This is a genomic window from Marinovum sp. (assembly GCF_034669705.1).
GTDB lineage: Bacteria > Pseudomonadota > Alphaproteobacteria > Rhodobacterales > Rhodobacteraceae > Marinovum.
The window spans coordinates 136855-152549 of the sequence record NZ_JAXMOR010000005.1; the positions used below are offsets into that span (position 1 = coordinate 136855).

Here is a 15695-nt window from a genome sequence, read left to right on the forward strand (position 1 = left end):
GGTTTGCGCGGGCTCGGATCAGGCGCCGATGGCGAGACGATCGCCGCCGTCGAGTTCCTTGGGGCTCGGGTCGCGCAGCACATAGCCCCGGCCCCAGACGGTCTCGATGTAATTGTCGCCGCCGGTGGCATTGCTGAGCTTCTTGCGAAGTTTACAGATAAAGACGTCGATGATCTTCAATTCCGGCTCGTCCATGCCGCCGTAAAGGTGATTGAGGAACATCTCCTTGGTCAGGGTCGTGCCCTTGCGCAGGCTGAGCAATTCGAGCATCTGGTATTCCTTGCCGGTCAGATGGACCGGCCGTCCGCCGACCTCCACCGTCTTGGCATCGAGATCGACCGAGATCTGCCCGGTGTGGATCACCGATTGCGAATGCTCCTTGGAGCGGCGGATGATCGCGTGGATGCGCGCCACCAGTTCCTCGCGGTGGAACGGCTTGGTCAGGTAATCATCGGCGCCAAAGCCGAAGCCCTTGAGTTTGTTGTCAGTATCGTCGGACCCGGAGAGGATCAGGATGGGCGTTTCCACCCGCGCGAGACGCAGCTGGCGCAGCACCTCGTGGCCATTCATGTCCGGCAGGCCGAGATCGAGGAGGATCAGGTCGTAATCATAGAGCTTGGCCAGATCGATCCCTTCTTCCCCGAGGTCGGTACAATAGACATTCAGATTGGCATGGGTCAGCATCAATTCGATGCTCTTGGCGGTGGTAGGGTCATCCTCAACCAGCAACACACGCATGTTCTTGTCTCCAATCGACAGCCTCGTTATCGTCCTAACCTGTGGTAGAAAGGTTAACCGACTGTTACCGTATCAGGGGAAAAAGCAGAACACAACTTAAGGTTGCCGGTATTTCTGAACAGCGGTAGCTTTCAAGGCATCCTCTCCGAATTGTGTGACCGCGGTCACCCATTCACGAAACTCGTCGGCCGAGATCGCATAGCGTTTCTGCGCCTCTTCCTGCGAAATCAGGCCGTAGATCACCCCGCGCACCACGGCGGCCTTGCGCGAGGCGACCCAGCGCCGGGTCTGCGGCGGGGGAAGATCGGCGCGTGTCATCACCGTGCCATCGGGCAGGTTGACGGCGCGCGGACCTTCGACTTTCTTCAGGTACATGGCGTCCTCGTCCAGCTTTTGCCTGAAACCATGGCCCGCGTTGCTTAACCGCAGGTGAAAGCCGGTCTTGAGAGTATCTCGGATTTTCCTATATTCTCGCGGACTTCCGAAAAGGGGATTCGCATGTCTGCCGTCGCAACCGATGCGCTCAATTCTTTGGGCTTTGCCAAACCGCCCTCCGAGACCCGCGTCGTCGTGGCGATGTCCGGCGGGGTCGACAGTTCCGTCGTCGCCGCCGAACTGGCGCGCGAGGGCTATGACGTGGTGGGCATCACCCTGCAGCTCTATGACCACGGCGCGGCGCTGGCCAAGAAGGGCGCCTGCTGTGCCGGCCGCGACATCCACGATGCCCGCCGGGTGGCCGAGGAGATGGGCTTTCCGCATTACGTGCTGGATTACGAGAACGTCTTTCGCGACGCGGTGATGGACGAATTCGCCGACAGCTATCTCGGCGGCGCCACGCCCGTGCCCTGCATCCGCTGCAACGAGCGGGTGAAGTTCAAGGACCTGCTGCAGACCGCCCGCGATCTGGATGCCGACTGCATGGCGACCGGCCATTACATCCAGCGCAAGATGGGCACCAAGCGGGCCGAGCTGCATTGCGCCGCCGACAAGGTGCGCGACCAGAGCTACTTTCTGTTCTCCACCACCCAGGAGCAACTCGACTACCTGCGCTTCCCGCTGGGCCATCTGGAGAGCAAGGAAGACACCCGCAGGCTGGCCGCCAAGCACGGCCTGCCGGTGGCCGACAAGCCCGACAGCCAGGACATCTGCTTCGTGCCGGACGGCAATTACGCCAAGGTGATCGAGAAGCTGCGCCCCGGCGCGGCCGAGCCGGGCGAGATCGTCCATGCCGATGGCCGGGTGCTGGGAGAGCATGCCGGGGTGATCCACTATACCATCGGCCAGCGCCGGGGTCTGGGCATCGGCGGGCTCAGCGAGCCGCTCTACGTGGTCAAGCTCGATGTCGAGGCCAAGCAGGTGGTGGTCGGACCGAAGGAGATGCTCTCGACCCGGACGATCCCGGTGCGAGAGGTCAACTGGCTGGGCGACGGCGGCTTTGCCGACCTGCAAGAGCGCGAGATCGCGGTCAAGGTGCGCTCGACCCGACCGCCGCGCGCGGCGCTCTTGCGGCCGCTGTCGGCGACCGAGGCCGAGGTGGAGCTGCTGACGCCTGAGGAAGGCGTCTCGCCCGGACAGGCCTGCGTTTTCTATGACACCGAGAGCACCCGGGTGCTGGGCGGCGGCTGGATCTGGCGCGGCAGGTAACGGCCCTTCCGCCCCGCGCCGGCCGCCCTCGAGAGGACAGCCACGGGGCGAAAGAGCCGCGCCCGGGGGTTACTCGAGCCCCATGCAGTTGGCGTAGTAGGTCACCGTCGCCGGCCAGTCCGAGAACACGCCGATCACCCCGGCCTCTTCATGCAGGGCGTTGAGGATGGTGAAGTAATCGCCGTCGGTGTCGGTCGCCTCCTTGACCGACTGGAAATACCAGCCGCCGCCCGAGGTCAGCGGGCCGGAGCGCTCCAGCGTCCAGGTGGTGATGCCGAGGCCCGCGGCCTGCGCTTCCTTTGCCAGTTCCGAAGCGACCATATTGCCGCTCTCGTCGGTGGTCAGCAGCATCCACATCGGCGGGGCGATGTAGTTGAGGCCCATCTCCTTCAGCTCCGCCATGGTGTTGGGCCAGGTGGCGGCGTCATCCGGATCATACCCCTCGTCGTTGTACTCATCCATCAGGTAGACCGCCTGCTGGCCGTACTCGGGCTCATTGTCGACCCAGTACCTGACGATCTCCAGATCGAAGCTCTGCGGCCAGACCCGCTCGGGCGCGATGCCGGCGGCCTTGTACTCGTCGATCATCTTCTGGGCGTACGCCTCGTAGCTCATGCCGTCGAATGGCATCTCGACCGAGGGCGCCTTGAGCTCGGGGGTGAAATCGGCGCCGAGGCTGTCGAAGAGTTCGATCGACTCCGCATGGGTCATCAGCGTGCCGTCCTGCACGGAATAGAGATCGGTGCGCCACTTGGCGGTGGCGTCCATGTATTCCTCGGCGGTGGTGGCGGCGCTGTTGGCGGCGTCCATCTTGGCCGTCAGGCTGCGGAACTCGGCCAGGGTGATGTCGGAGGCGCGGCATTCCGCGCCGGCCTTGCTGTCGCCCTCGGCCGGGGTGAAGCCGGCGGTGCATTTCGACGCCAGATCGGTACCAAGGATATTTGTGGTGGTGTGCAGGTCGTTCTGGGCGTGACGGCAGACCAGTTCCTTGTCGGCGGTGAAGGTCACGTCGCATTCAAGGATGCCCGCCCCCATCCACGCCGCGGCCTTGTTGGCCTCGACCGTGTGCTCGGGGAACTGCAGCGGCGCGCCGCGGTGGCCGATCGAGAATTTCGACCGCGCCGGTGTCTGGGCCTGGCAGGAAACCAGCTTGTCCTTGAGCGCGCCCTCTTCCATCCGGTCGATCAGGTAGAAGGGCCGCGGCCCATAGGTGACAGCCTCGGCCAGGGGCGAGGTCTGGGCGATCGCGACGCTGGCGCAGGTGCCAAGCAGGGCGGCGGTGAAAGTGGTTCGAAGCATCTTGTCCCTCCGGGGTGTTTGACTGGCTGCAGGGAAAAGCCAGCAAGGCAAAACCGCTGTGACGGCGGGATGAAGATTTTGTGCAGGCGCATGGGTCACGGCGCCACGAGGTCGTAATGCGCAATCCGTCGGCGCAGGACGAGCTCTGCCTCCTCGGCCGCGATATGCGGGCTTTCGTAATCCTCGCCCACAAAGGCCTTGAGCGCCTCGAGATCCCGCCAGACCATGACGAAGGCAAACTCCTGCGGATGGTCGGGCCGGGCGGCGCCGGGCAGAACCTCGATACAGCCGTCGATGGACGTCATCAGCGGTATCGCGGTCCGGTGAAAGAATTCGGCGAAGGCACGCTCCTTGCCGGGATGGGTGGTGACCTGAAAGATGCGCAGGATCATGCGGTGCCTCCCCTTGCTGCCCCCCCATTCTAGCACGGATCGCGCATTTTCGGCACGTCTGATCGCCACATCCGGCGCGGACCCGGCTCACCGCGGCGCGCGCGGTCTCACACCCTCGTGACAGCGATGACATCGCCATGGCGGGATCACCGCAGCGCGTCTACGCTCTGGCACAGGGCCAGACAGGGGGATGCCCATGCCGACCGAACGTTTCACCTTCACCGGCCACTCCGGCGCGCCGCTGGCGGCGCGGCTCGACCTGCCGGACGGGCCGCATCTGGCCACTGCGCTTTTTGCCCATTGCTTCACCTGTTCCAAGGACATCCCCGCCGCGCGCCGCATCGCCGGCCGGCTGGCGGCCATGGGGATCGCGGTGCTGCGGTTTGATTTCACCGGGCTCGGCCAGTCAGAGGGCGCCTTTGCCGAGACCACGTTCTCCAGCAATGTCGAGGATCTCGAGGCCGCCTGCTCTGCGCTCACCGCCAAGGGCATGACGCCCGCGCTGCTGATCGGCCATTCGCTGGGCGGGGCCGCGGTGCTGCGCGCGGCCGGCCGCCTGCCCTCGGTCAAGGCGGTGGCGACGCTGGGCGCGCCCTTCGATCCCGGCCATGTCACCCACAACTTCGGCGGTTCGCTGGACGAGATCGCCGAGACCGGTGCGGCCGAGGTCACCCTTGGCGGTCACCGGATCGAGATCGGCCGCGGCTTTGTCGAGGATGTCTCGGCCCAGAACCTCGCCCCCGCCATCGCCGATCTGCACCGCGCGCTGCTGGTGCTGCATGCGCCGCTCGATGCCGTGGTGGGGATCGAGAATGCGGCCAATATCTTTCTCGCGGCGAAACACCCCAAGAGCTTTGTCACCCTCGACGATGCCGACCACCTGCTGAGCCGCGCACGCGATGCCGAATATGCCGCCGAGGTGATCGCCGCCTGGGCCGGGCGCTATCTCGACCTCAAGCCGCCGGCCCCGCCCCCCGGCGCGCCGGAGGGGATCGTGCGGGTCGCCGAGGCCGATCCCGAGGGCTTCCTTCAGGACGTCAACGCCGGGCCGCGGCACCACGTGCTGGCCGACGAGCCGGAGGCCTATGGCGGCAGCAATCGCGGCATGTCGCCCTATGGCTTTCTCGCCGCCGGGCTCGGTGCCTGCACCTCGATGACGATCCGGATGTATGCCCGCCGCAAGGGCTGGCCGCTGGCCCATGTCAGCGTCGACGTGAGCCACGACAAGGTGCATGCCCAGGATGCCAAGGACGCTCAGGCGCGCGGCGACAGCAAGGCCGATCACTTCACCCGGGTGATCCGGCTGGAAGGCGATCTGAGCGAGGAACAGCGCGCCAGGCTGATGGAGATTGCCGATAAATGCCCGGTGCACCGCACGCTCGAGCGGACCTCGGTCGTGATCACCAAGGCGGCGTGAGAGGCGTTACTCCCAGACGATCTTGCTGCCCCACTGGCGGAACATCTGGCGCACCTTCGGGGTCATGAACCCCTTGCCCTTGGCATATTGCGGCAGGGTAAAGGAGGAGCCGGCGTTGACCTCGATCACCACCGGTCCGGCGTCGGTCAGGGCGATGTCGGTGCTCTGGTAGCGCAGCGGCGCATGCAGGCGCGCCACCCGCTCGTTGACCTCGCGCAGCGCGTCCCAATGCGGCAAGTGCCGGCCGATGATCTCGCGGCCCGTCTCCGGGTGGGTCTCCAGATGGCGCAGCTCGGGCGCTTGGGATTGCACCAGAGTGCGGATCTCGCCGGTCTCGGGGTCGATGTCGCAGAGCATGTTGCCGTCGCGCCAGAAGTTGTCGGCCTGGTTGCGCTGTGCCGGCAGCTTGAGCACCGCCGCCGGCACATGGATGCCATCCTCGCCCACCATGTTGACCACCCGCACCGTGGCGGTGGTCTCGGTGTACTCCCTCAGAAAGGCGCAATTGCTGACAAATTTCTGCAGGATGAAGGCGTTCTCGCCGATGATGCTGGCAAAGAAATGCTCGTAGGACATCGGCCCGTGGTCGCGCAGCATCAGCCCTTCGCAATCGGCCGAGAGGATGGTGAAGACGCCGACCGAGCCCAGCCCGCGCATGTTCTTGCCAAAAAGCGGGGCCTCGAGCCCGCCGCCGATCGCCTTGCGCAAAGCCTGCGGGTCGGAAAACGGCCTGCTGCCGTGATAGGCGCGGCCGCTGCGGTCGATCACCCCCAGCGTTTCCGGCACCGGCAGACCGTCAGCCTCGAGCAGCTTGGCCGAGAGCCACTTGTCCTCGGTCACCGCGAACCAGTGCAGGTCGTTGACTTCGTGGATTATGGCGTTCTGCAGCAGCCATGAGATGAACTCGCCGCGCTCCTCCTCGCTGTGCGCGGCCGGGTCGTAGAGCCGGAACTTGACGTATTCGTCGAGCTCGATCTTCTGTCGTCCCTTGCGGAACTTGGCCGCCTCGATGCCGATGCCGAACGCCCCGCGCCCCGAGGCCCGCGCCGCATGGGCGATGAGCTCGGTCTTGTTGTAGTCGTGTTTTTCCGAATAGCTCTGCTGATCCCGGGCCACCAGGGCGCCGGTCTCGAGCCCTGCGGTGAGCGTTGCGTCGGACATGCTCTTATCCTCTTCGCTTTTGCGGTTACTGACCTCATTTCCGCAACAATGGGGCGAAAATGCGGCCAGTGGTTCGCGAAGCGTGTAAAATTCTCCGATCCTTGCGGCCAAGCCACGTGCTCTTGTCCCTTGGTCAGCTTGGGCGTATGACCCCGCGCAAACGCCCCAGACCAGCCCGAGAGGACGACCAGATGATCCCCCGCTATTCCCGCCCCGAGATGACCGCGATCTGGGAGCCTGCCACCAAGTTCCGCATCTGGTTCGAGATCGAGGCCCATGCCTGCGACGCCATGGCCAGACTCGGGGTGATCCCGCAGGAAAACGCCGACGCGGTCTGGAAGGCCAAGGACGTGGAGTTCGACGTCGCCCGCATCGACGAGATCGAGGCCGTCACCAAGCATGACGTCATCGCCTTCCTCACCCATCTGGCCGAGCATGTGGGCAGCGACGAGGCGCGCTTCGTCCACCAGGGCATGACCTCGTCCGACGTTCTGGACACCACGCTGAACGTGCAGCTGGTCCGCGCCTCCGACCTGCTGCTCAAGGGCGTCGACCGGGTGCTCGCCGCGCTCAAGACCCGCGCGCTGGAGCACAAGGACACCGTGCGCGTCGGCCGCAGCCACGGCATCCACGCCGAGCCCACCACGATGGGCCTGACTTTCGCGCGCTTCTATGCCGAGATGGACCGCAACCGCGCCCGTCTGCTGGCGGCGCGCGAGGAGATTGCCACCGGCGCGATCTCGGGCGCGGTCGGCACCTTCGCCAACATCGACCCGGCGGTCGAAGAACACGTCTGCGACCAGCTGGGCCTCTCGCCCGAGCCGATCAGCACGCAGGTCATCCCGCGCGACCGTCACGCGATGTTCTTCGCCGTCCTCGGTGTGATTGCCTCGAGCATCGAGAACATCGCCGTCGAGATCCGCCACATGCAGCGCACCGAGGTGCTGGAGGGCGCCGAGTTCTTCTCGATGGGCCAGAAGGGCTCCTCGGCGATGCCGCACAAGAAGAACCCGGTGCTGACCGAGAACCTCACCGGCCTCGCCCGGCTTGTCCGCATGGCGGTGATCCCGGCGATGGAGAACGTGGCGCTCTGGCACGAACGCGACATCTCGCATTCCTCGGTCGAGCGCGCGATCGGCCCGGATGCCACCATTACGCTGGACTTCGCCCTGCACCGGCTGGCCGGCGTCGTCGAGAAGATGCTGATCTTCCCCGACAACATGCTCGACAACATGAACAAGTTCCCCGGCCTCGTGATGTCGCAGCGGGTGCTGCTGGCGCTGACGCAGGCCGGTGTGTCGCGCGAGGACGCCTATGCCATGGTGCAGCGCAATGCGCTCAAGGTCTGGGAAGAGCGGGTCGATTTCCAGGAGCAGCTTCTGGCCGACGAGGCGGTGGTGGCTGCTCTGGGCGAAGACGGCATCCGCGAGAAGTTCGACATGGGCTATCACACCAAACATGTCGACACGATCTTTGCCCGCGTTTTCGGCAAGGAATGACCGACTGGGATTTTGAGCGAATCCCGACCCGTGCTACCCTTGGCAGATGGCGGAGCCCGCTCCGCCCTCACCAAGGGAGAGCCCCCATGTTGAAGACCGTTTTCTGTGCCCTGTTTCTGACTGCGCTGCCGGTGATCGGCTATGCCAGCTGCTCGGGTGGCCACCAGGCAATGTCCTGTGCCGAAGGCACCGTCTGGGATCAATCCGCCGGCGCCTGCGTCGACCGGGCCACGAGCTAGACACGTCGCCGCGCCGCAGCCGGCGCGGCTTCAGCATTTCTTCACCCTTCTCCGGCTAACTGGTCCCGAAACCTGCCGGAGTGAACGGGATGAACACCGCCAACCTGCCCTCTGTCCGCGGCGCGCCCGCGGGGGCCGCCCCCCCTGCCCGCGCCCGGTCACGTGCGGCCAACCTCACCCGCAAGCAGAAGGCGGCGATCATCGTGCGGCTCTTGGTCAACGAGGGCACCGAGGTGCCGCTGGCTGAACTGCCCGAAAGCCTTCAGGCCGACCTGACCCAGCAGATGGGCGCGATGTGCTATGTCGACCGGGCGACCCTGGCCGACGTGGTCGACGAGTTTGCAGACGAGCTGGAATCGATCGGTCTGCATTTCTCCGGTGGCATTGCCGGCGCGCTCAATGCGCTCGACGGGCGGATCTCGCCACAGACCGCCGCCCGCCTGCGCAAGGAGGCCGGGGTACGCCAGACCGGCGATCCCTGGATGCGCATCCGCGCCCTGCCGCTCGAGCGTCTTCTCGAGTTCATCTCGTCAGAGAGCACCGAGGTCGCCGCCGTATTGCTGTCGAAGCTCGACACCGCCATGGCGGCCGAGATCCTGTCGAAGATGCCGGGGCCGGCGGCGCGGCGGATCACCTATGCGGTCTCGCTCACCGCCAATGTCACGCCCGAGGCGGTGGATCGCATCGGGTTGTCGCTGGCCAGCCAGCTCGACCGCGACCCGGTGCGCGCCTTCAAGGCCGCGCCGGTGGCCCGTGTCGGCGCCATCCTCAACTCCTCGCCGGCGGCCACCCGCGACGCACTGCTCAGCGGGCTCGAGGAGGAGGACGAGGCCTTTGCCGGCCAGGTCCGCAAGGCGATCTTCACCTTCGAGAACATCGGCGACCGGGTGCAGGCGGGCGACGTCCCGGTGATCATGCGCGAGGTCGCGGCCGACGATCTCGCCCGCGCGCTTGCCGCGGCCAGCGCCAAGGGGCTCGAGGCGATCGTCGACTTCCTGCTCGGCAACATGTCGAAACGCATGGCCGAAAGCCTGCGCGACGAAATGACCGAGGTGGGCGACCAGAAACCCAAGGAGGCGGAGGCGGCGATGAGCGCCGTGGTGGCGGTCATCCGGCGCTTGGCCGATGCCGGCACCATCACCCTGCTCAGCGATGAAGATGACGACGGCTGAGCGCGATGGACAGCCGCGGCAAAGGCCCGTAAGGCTGGCCCATGGCTTTCCTGCACATCCCAAGACCGCGCACCGATGCCGGCCGCGGCATCGCGCTGATGATCGGCACCATGCTGCTGTTTTCGATCCTGGATTCCTGTGCCAAGGAGCTGACCACCCGGATCGGCGTGCCGACCACGCTCTGGGCGCGCTATGCCGGCCAGACACTGGTTGTCCTGTTGCTTGTCCTGCCGCGGCTGGGCGTGACGCTGCGCACCCGTTACCCGGGGTTGCAACTGGCGCGCTCGGTCTGCCTGTTTGCCGCGACCTTCTGCTTTTTCAACGGGTTGAGCCGCATCGGCCTGGCCGAGAACACCGCGATCATGGATCTCAACCCGGTGCTGATCACCCTCGGCGGGGCGCTGTTTCTGGGCGAGAAGATCGGGCTGCGCAGGGCGCTTGGGATTGGCGCCGCGCTGATCGGCGCGCTGATCATCATCCGCCCCGGCACCGAGGTCTTCAGCCCGGCGGCGATCTTTCCGCTTGGCGCGGCGCTGTTTTTCTCGGCCTATACGCTGATCACCCGTTTCGTCGGCCGCGACGAGGATGCCTGGACCTCGCTGCTTTATACCGCGGCCTTCGGCGGCGTGGTGATGACCGCCCTGCTGCCGGTGGTGGGCCAGATGCCAACCGACGCGGTCTCTTTCGGGTTGATCGCCGTCATCGGCTGTGTCGCCGCCGCCGGCCAGCTGCTCTTGATCCGCGCGCTGCAGATCAGCGAAGCCGGCACGCTGGCGCCCTTCACCTATTGCGGGCTGCTCTTTGCCACGCTCTGGGGGGCGCTGATATTTTCCGAGTATCCCGATGCGGCGACCATTCTGGGCGCGACGATCATCGTGGTGTCGGGGCTTTACGTCTGGTATCGCGAGACCCACGCCAAACCGGCGTGATCACGGCAGGAGACCCGCCGCCATCATCGGGCCGAACTCGGCCTGCTGCACCAGCACCGCCGCCGAACTCACCTCGGGCAGCTCGGCGCGGAAATCACCGCGCCCGTCCCAACGGCCCAACTCCTGCCAGCTCTCGACGATATTGGCATAAGAGATGGTGCGCCCGGCGTTTTCGCCCTTGGTGATCTCGGTGGTGGCTTGGGGATCGTAATCCACCAGCATCACCCGCACCTCGCCCGGCAACTCGGACGCCGCGGTCAGGGTCAGGATGGTCTTGCCGCCGCTCTCTTCCAGCGTCAGAGTCACCGGCCGCGGCCGCGCCTCGTGCTGGGCGATCAGGTCGCTCACGTCCATCGGGTGGTTGCCGACCACGTGATCGGTGCCGTTGATGATCATCTGCGGCGTATAGATCATCCGCCGTCCCGCCGCCTTGGCATAGCCCTTTTGCCGCCGGGTGTGGCCCGGCAGGGCAAAGCGGTCCTTCCAGCCGATGTAATCCCAGTAGTCGACATGCAGCGCCAGCGCGATCACGTCGCTTCGTGCCGCCAATTTGTGCAGCAGCTCGTCGGCCGGCGGACAGGAAGAACAGCCCTGAGAGGTGAAAAGTTCGACAACCACGGGCGCTCCCGGCCCTGCCTCGGCCTGAGCCCGGGCGGTGCCGGCACCCATTACCCCCGCCAGCCCGAAGGCCGCCGCGCCAAGGATCACGTTCAGCCGCATGGAAATTCCTCGTTTCGTCGCATAAGCCTACCTAGAGGCAGGCGAATGAAATAACCAATCAAGGTTTTGCGATATGGCGCGACGTCCGCACCGGACCGTCACCGAAATTAATTGCATACTATCGCATACAAAGTGCCGCACCCCCCTTGATTGCGCCCCCCCGACAGGGCTATTGCAGGCATAGCGAAACCCCTTGGCATCATCGGAAGGGAGCCATTCCATGCCCATCACAGTCGGTCATGACAGCTCGAAGACCCGCAAGTCGATTTCGGCAGGCGGCAAGAGCCTGTCCTACTACTCCATCCCCGCCGCGCAGGAGGCCGGGCTTGGTGACTTCTCCAAGCTGCCCGCCGCGCTGAAGGTGGTGCTGGAGAACATGCTCCGTTTTGAGGACGGCAAGACCGTCACAACCGATGACATCCGCGCCTTTGGCGACTGGGCCAAGGACGGCGGCAAGGGCACGCGCGAGCTGGCCTATCGCCCGGCCCGCGTGCTGATGCAGGACTTCACCGGCGTTCCCGCCGTGGTCGACCTCGCCGCGATGCGCGACGGCATCGTCGCACTGGGCGGCGACCCCGAGAAGATCAACCCGCTGAACCCGGTCGACCTGGTCATCGACCACTCGGTGATGATCGACGAGTTTGGCAACCCGCGCGCCTTCCAGATGAACGTCGACCGCGAGTACGAGCGCAACATGGAGCGCTACACCTTCCTCAAGTGGGGCCAGTCGGCCTTCAACAACTTCCGCGTCGTGCCGCCGGGCACCGGCATCTGCCACCAGGTGAACCTCGAGTATCTGTCCCAGACCATCTGGACCGACGTCGACCAGAACGGTGAGGAAGTGGCCTACCCCGACACGCTCGTCGGCACCGACAGCCACACCACCATGGTCAACGGCGCTGCCGTTCTGGGCTGGGGCGTGGGCGGCATCGAGGCCGAGGCCGCGATGCTGGGCCAGCCGATCTCGATGCTGATCCCCGAGGTCATCGGCTTCAAGCTGACCGGAGCGATGCTCGAAGGCACCACCGGTACCGACCTGGTGCTCAAGGTCGTCGAGATGCTGCGCGCCAAGGGCGTGGTTGGCAAGTTCGTCGAATTCTACGGCGACGGTCTCGACACCCTGCCGCTGGCCGACCGCGCGACCATCGCCAACATGGCGCCGGAATACGGTGCCACCTGCGGCTTTTTCCCGATCGACAACGAGACCCTGCGCTATCTCACCAACACCGGCCGCGACAAGGACCGCGTGGCGCTGGTCGAAGCCTATGCCAAGGAAAACGGCATGTGGCGCGACGCGAACTACGATCCGGTCTACACCGACACGCTCGAGCTTGACATGGGCACCATCGTGCCGGCGATCTCCGGCCCGAAACGGCCGCAGGACTACATCGCGCTGGACTCGGCTGCGACAGAATTTGGCAAGTACATCAAAGGTCTGCGCGACGGGACCGATGCCAGCGCCAATGCTGAGGTGCGTTGGGAAGGTGAAGGCGGCGCGCCCGAGCCGCAGGACATCCCCGGCGACGAAGGCCATCATGCCAAGGGCTGGTACAAGACCGACGACGGCGCCTACCAGCTGCATGACGGCTCGATCGTGATCGCCTCGATCACCTCCTGCACCAACACCTCGAACCCCTATGTGATGATCGGTGCCGGCCTCGTCGCCCGCAAGGCGCGCGAGTTGGGCCTGACCCGTCAACCTTGGGTCAAGACCTCGCTGGCGCCGGGCAGCCAGGTGGTGTCGCATTACCTTGAGGCCGCCGGCCTGCAGGAAGACCTCGACGCCATCGGCTTCAACCTCGTAGGCTATGGCTGCACCACCTGCATCGGCAACTCCGGCCCGCTGGAAGCGCCGATCTCCAAGGCGGTCAACGATTATGACCTGGTGGCGACCTCGGTGCTTTCGGGCAACCGGAACTTTGAAGGTCGGATTTCGCCCGACGTCCGCGCCAACTATCTCGCCTCGCCGCCGCTGGTGGTGGCCTATGCGCTGGTTGGCGACATGAACGTCGACATCACCAAGGAGAGCCTCGGCAAGGACAAGGACGGCAACGACGTCTATCTCAAGGACATCTGGCCCACGACCAAGGAGGTTGCCGACCTGGTCGAACAGACCGTGACCCGCGAGGCCTTTCAGTCGAAATACGCCGATGTCTTCAAGGGCGACGAAAAATGGCAGGGCGTCGAAACCACAGACGCCAAGACCTATGACTGGCCCGCGACCTCGACCTATGTCCAGAACCCGCCCTACTTCCAGGGCATCACCATGGACACTCACAAGATCGAGAACATCGACGGCGCCAAGGTTCTGGCGCTGCTGGGCGACATGATCACCACCGACCACATCTCGCCGGCGGGGTCGTTCAAGGAATCGACCCCTGCCGGTCAGTACCTGATCGAGCGTCAGGTGCCGGTGCGCGAGTTCAACTCCTACGGCTCGCGTCGGGGCAACCACGAGGTCATGATGCGCGGCACCTTCGCCAACATCCGCATCAAGAACGAGATGCTCGACGGCGTCGAGGGCGGCTATACCAAAGGCCCCGACGGCGAGCAGACATCGATCTTCGATGCTGCGATGGCGCATCAGGAAAACGGCACCCCGCTGGTGATCTTCGGTGGCGAGCAATACGGCGCCGGCTCCTCGCGGGACTGGGCCGCCAAGGGCACCGCGCTTCTGGGCGTCAAGGCGGTCATCGCCGAGAGCTTCGAGCGCATCCACCGCTCCAACCTCGTCGGCATGGGCGTCATCCCCTTCGAGTTCACCGACGGCGTGACCCGCAAGTCTCTGGGCCTGACCGGCGAAGAGGACGTGGCGATCCACGGTCTCGACGACGTGACGCCGGGCAAGATGGTGCCCTGCATCATCACCTTCGCCGATGGCCGCACCGAGGAGATCACCCTGAAGTGCCGCATCGATACCGCGGTCGAGATCGAGTACATCGAGAACGGCGGCGTGCTGCACTACGTGCTGCGCAACCTGGCGAAATCGGCCTGATCTGGCGCTGGGCCGGCACAGCCGGTCCTGCAGTCTCGTCGCAAATGACACGGCCCGGAGCACCTGCTCCGGGCCGTTTGCCTTTGCGGTTCCCCGGGGGGCTTTCCGACATCGCCGCGAGCCGCCGCTCCCGGCCTGTTCGCCCGGCACCGCGTCACATCACTTGGCGGCGCGGCGGAGTCCGGGCTACGATTGCCGTCATTCCACGCATTCATTCAGACCTGACCCGGAGGTTTTTGGCATGACTTTTGCTGTATTGACGATCAACACGACGTTCAGCGCAACGATGGAAGATGTCTATACGAACCCGGACGAGACGCATTCCTTCACCTTCGCCAGCGGCGCAGAAGCGAGTTTTCAGGTGCTCGATAGCGATGATGCCATATTCGACGACATCGGTCCGAACGATACCAATCAGATCGTGGGCCCGGATTCGGCGATTTTCCTCAAGAGCACTCCCGTCGCCTCGCGTGCAAAATTCACGGTAACACCGGATAACGGCGATCCGTCATTCACCGTCTATGTCGTGTTCGAGAATTCAACCGCAAATGACGATTTCAGCCCGCTCAATACGCTCGATTACGCACTGGTCTCGGAAACCCCGATGATCGCCGGGGTCAACTATTCGGTCTCGAACCATAACTCTGACGGTACCGTCGACTACTCGAATTTCTCCAACCTTCTGGCGTGTTTCGCCGCCGGCACGCGGATCGCGACGCCCCAGGGCGAAGTCGCGGTGGAGGCACTGGCAATCGGAGACGAGGTGCTGACCGCCGCGGGCCAGGTCGTGCCGGTCCGGTGGCTCGGGCGCCAATCCGTGACCAGAGCGACCGCCGGCCTGCGGTGTCAGCCGGTCCGCCTCCGCGCCGGGGCGCTTGGCGACGGGGTCCCTCACAGCGACCTGACCGTCACCGCCGATCATGGCATGGTGATCGACGGTCTGTTGATCAACGCCGCGGCGCTGGTCAACGGCACCAGCATCGACTGGGTGCCGATGGCGGACCTGCCAGACAGCTTTACCGTCTACCACGTCGAGACCGAAGCGCATGACGTGATCCTCGCCGAGGGCGCCCCGGCAGAGACCTTTATCGACTACATCGGCCGGCAGGCGTTCGACAATGCCGCCGAGTACCTCGCGCTCTATGGTGCCGAGCGGATCATCTTCGAAATGCAGACGCCCCGAATTTCCTCGGCGCGTCTGCTGCCGGGCGCGATCCGTCGGCGTCTGGGCCTCGCGGACCCGGCGGCAGCCGTCTCAGACGCCGGGTGATCCCAGCGGCGCCCCCCCGCGGTCACTGATCTTTAGTGCCGCCTGCGCAACCAGATGAAGTCGGCCGTCTCCGCGCCGAAACCGGTGACCGGACAGGGCCCGAGGCATCACCCTCCGGGCCTTTCTGGATCCCGGTGGCCCGAGCTTAGCGCAAATTTTGATGCTTCACCCGTTAAATACCTCTCACCTTCGAGCCAAGACATTGACATCGTGGAAACAT

The 15695-nt window shown here is 65.1% G+C and carries 14 protein-coding genes; 8 read left to right on the forward strand and 6 right to left on the reverse strand.

Annotation, left to right across the window (positions count from 1 at the left end; genetic code table 11):
- Nucleotides 1-18 precede the first annotated feature (18 nt).
- The gene (gene ctrA, locus VOI27_RS05530; protein ID WP_323764307.1) at nt 19-738 is read right to left on the reverse strand and encodes a response regulator transcription factor CtrA; all 720 of its coding nucleotides are present in this window, start codon (nt 736-738) and stop codon (nt 19-21) included.
- Nucleotides 739-834: 96 nt separating this feature from the next.
- Entirely contained in the window at nt 835-1113 is a 279-nt protein-coding gene (locus VOI27_RS05535; RefSeq protein WP_323764308.1) for a DUF1153 domain-containing protein, read from the reverse strand.
- Nucleotides 1114-1236: 123 nt separating this feature from the next.
- On the opposite strand from VOI27_RS05535, the gene mnmA reads away from it, so the two are divergent.
- Complete coding sequence (gene mnmA, locus VOI27_RS05540) at nt 1237-2382, forward strand: tRNA 2-thiouridine(34) synthase MnmA (RefSeq protein ID WP_323764309.1); 1146 nt, start codon at nt 1237-1239, stop codon at nt 2380-2382.
- Nucleotides 2383-2451: 69 nt separating this feature from the next.
- Here the strand turns inward: mnmA and VOI27_RS05545 are convergent, their stop codons facing one another.
- Both VOI27_RS05545 and VOI27_RS05550 read right to left on the reverse strand, forming a co-directional pair.
- On the reverse strand, nt 2452-3681 hold the full coding sequence (locus tag VOI27_RS05545) for a glycerophosphodiester phosphodiesterase family protein (RefSeq protein WP_323764310.1): 1230 nt from the start codon (nt 3679-3681) through the stop codon (nt 2452-2454).
- Nucleotides 3682-3776: 95 nt separating this feature from the next.
- A complete protein-coding gene (locus tag VOI27_RS05550) occupies nt 3777-4073 on the reverse strand; it encodes an antibiotic biosynthesis monooxygenase family protein (protein WP_323764311.1) in 297 nt (98 codons plus the stop codon).
- Between the two features lie 196 nt (nt 4074-4269).
- Between VOI27_RS05550 and VOI27_RS05555 the strand changes: the two genes are divergently transcribed.
- Complete coding sequence (locus VOI27_RS05555) at nt 4270-5490, forward strand: alpha/beta fold hydrolase (protein WP_323764312.1); 1221 nt, start codon at nt 4270-4272, stop codon at nt 5488-5490.
- Nucleotides 5491-5496: 6 nt separating this feature from the next.
- Here VOI27_RS05555 and VOI27_RS05560 read toward each other — a convergent pair whose 3' ends face one another.
- On the reverse strand, nt 5497-6651 hold the full coding sequence (locus tag VOI27_RS05560) for a sugar-transfer associated ATP-grasp domain-containing protein (protein WP_323764313.1): 1155 nt from the start codon (nt 6649-6651) through the stop codon (nt 5497-5499).
- Nucleotides 6652-6842: 191 nt separating this feature from the next.
- On the opposite strand from VOI27_RS05560, the gene purB reads away from it, so the two are divergent.
- From purB to VOI27_RS05580, 4 genes are all read left to right on the forward strand, one after another.
- Nucleotides 6843-8150, forward strand: coding sequence for an adenylosuccinate lyase (gene purB, locus VOI27_RS05565; RefSeq protein ID WP_323764314.1), 1308 nt, complete (start codon nt 6843-6845; stop codon nt 8148-8150).
- A gap of 86 nt (nt 8151-8236) precedes the next feature.
- Nucleotides 8237-8389, forward strand: coding sequence for a chitin-binding domain-containing protein (locus VOI27_RS05570; RefSeq protein WP_323764315.1), 153 nt, complete (start codon nt 8237-8239; stop codon nt 8387-8389).
- 89 nt (nt 8390-8478) lie between these two features.
- Entirely contained in the window at nt 8479-9561 is a 1083-nt protein-coding gene (locus tag VOI27_RS05575) for a flagellar motor switch protein FliG (protein WP_323764316.1), read from the forward strand.
- Between the two features lie 41 nt (nt 9562-9602).
- Entirely contained in the window at nt 9603-10490 is an 888-nt protein-coding gene (locus VOI27_RS05580) for a DMT family transporter (RefSeq protein ID WP_323764317.1), read from the forward strand.
- Here VOI27_RS05580 and VOI27_RS05585 read toward each other — a convergent pair whose 3' ends face one another.
- Nucleotides 10491-11210: a DUF1223 domain-containing protein gene (locus VOI27_RS05585; protein ID WP_323764318.1), complete on the reverse strand. Its 720-nt coding sequence runs from the start codon at nt 11208-11210 to the stop codon at nt 10491-10493.
- A gap of 220 nt (nt 11211-11430) precedes the next feature.
- Between VOI27_RS05585 and acnA the strand changes: the two genes are divergently transcribed.
- Together acnA and VOI27_RS05595 are read left to right on the forward strand one after the other, a co-directional pair.
- On the forward strand, nt 11431-14205 hold the full coding sequence (gene acnA / locus VOI27_RS05590) for an aconitate hydratase AcnA (RefSeq protein ID WP_323764319.1): 2775 nt from the start codon (nt 11431-11433) through the stop codon (nt 14203-14205).
- A 241-nt stretch (nt 14206-14446) separates the two neighbouring features.
- On the forward strand, nt 14447-15475 hold the full coding sequence (locus VOI27_RS05595) for a Hint domain-containing protein (protein WP_323764320.1): 1029 nt from the start codon (nt 14447-14449) through the stop codon (nt 15473-15475).
- Nucleotides 15476-15695: the final 220 nt, after the last annotated feature.

Excerpts from the sequence above, each read along its gene's own strand:
- VOI27_RS05535 (WP_323764308.1), bottom strand. The coding sequence starts at position 1,113 with ATGTACCTGAAGAAAGTCGAAGGTCCGCGCGCCGTCAACCTGCCCGAT.
- VOI27_RS05545 (WP_323764310.1), bottom strand. The coding sequence starts at position 3,681 with ATGCTTCGAACCACTTTCACCGCCGCCCTGCTTGGCACCTGCGCCAGC.
- purB (WP_323764314.1), top strand. The coding sequence starts at position 6,843 with ATGATCCCCCGCTATTCCCGCCCCGAGATGACCGCGATCTGGGAGCCT.
- ctrA (WP_323764307.1), bottom strand. The coding sequence starts at position 738 with ATGCGTGTGTTGCTGGTTGAGGATGACCCTACCACCGCCAAGAGCATC.
- VOI27_RS05580 (WP_323764317.1), top strand. The coding sequence starts at position 9,603 with ATGGCTTTCCTGCACATCCCAAGACCGCGCACCGATGCCGGCCGCGGC.
- VOI27_RS05555 (WP_323764312.1), top strand. The coding sequence starts at position 4,270 with ATGCCGACCGAACGTTTCACCTTCACCGGCCACTCCGGCGCGCCGCTG.
- mnmA (WP_323764309.1), top strand. The coding sequence starts at position 1,237 with ATGTCTGCCGTCGCAACCGATGCGCTCAATTCTTTGGGCTTTGCCAAA.
- VOI27_RS05570 (WP_323764315.1), top strand. The coding sequence starts at position 8,237 with ATGTTGAAGACCGTTTTCTGTGCCCTGTTTCTGACTGCGCTGCCGGTG.
- VOI27_RS05560 (WP_323764313.1), bottom strand. The coding sequence starts at position 6,651 with ATGTCCGACGCAACGCTCACCGCAGGGCTCGAGACCGGCGCCCTGGTG.
- VOI27_RS05550 (WP_323764311.1), bottom strand. The coding sequence starts at position 4,073 with ATGATCCTGCGCATCTTTCAGGTCACCACCCATCCCGGCAAGGAGCGT.
- VOI27_RS05575 (WP_323764316.1), top strand. The coding sequence starts at position 8,479 with ATGAACACCGCCAACCTGCCCTCTGTCCGCGGCGCGCCCGCGGGGGCC.
- VOI27_RS05585 (WP_323764318.1), bottom strand. The coding sequence starts at position 11,210 with ATGCGGCTGAACGTGATCCTTGGCGCGGCGGCCTTCGGGCTGGCGGGG.
- acnA (WP_323764319.1), top strand. The coding sequence starts at position 11,431 with ATGCCCATCACAGTCGGTCATGACAGCTCGAAGACCCGCAAGTCGATT.
- VOI27_RS05595 (WP_323764320.1), top strand. The coding sequence starts at position 14,447 with ATGACTTTTGCTGTATTGACGATCAACACGACGTTCAGCGCAACGATG.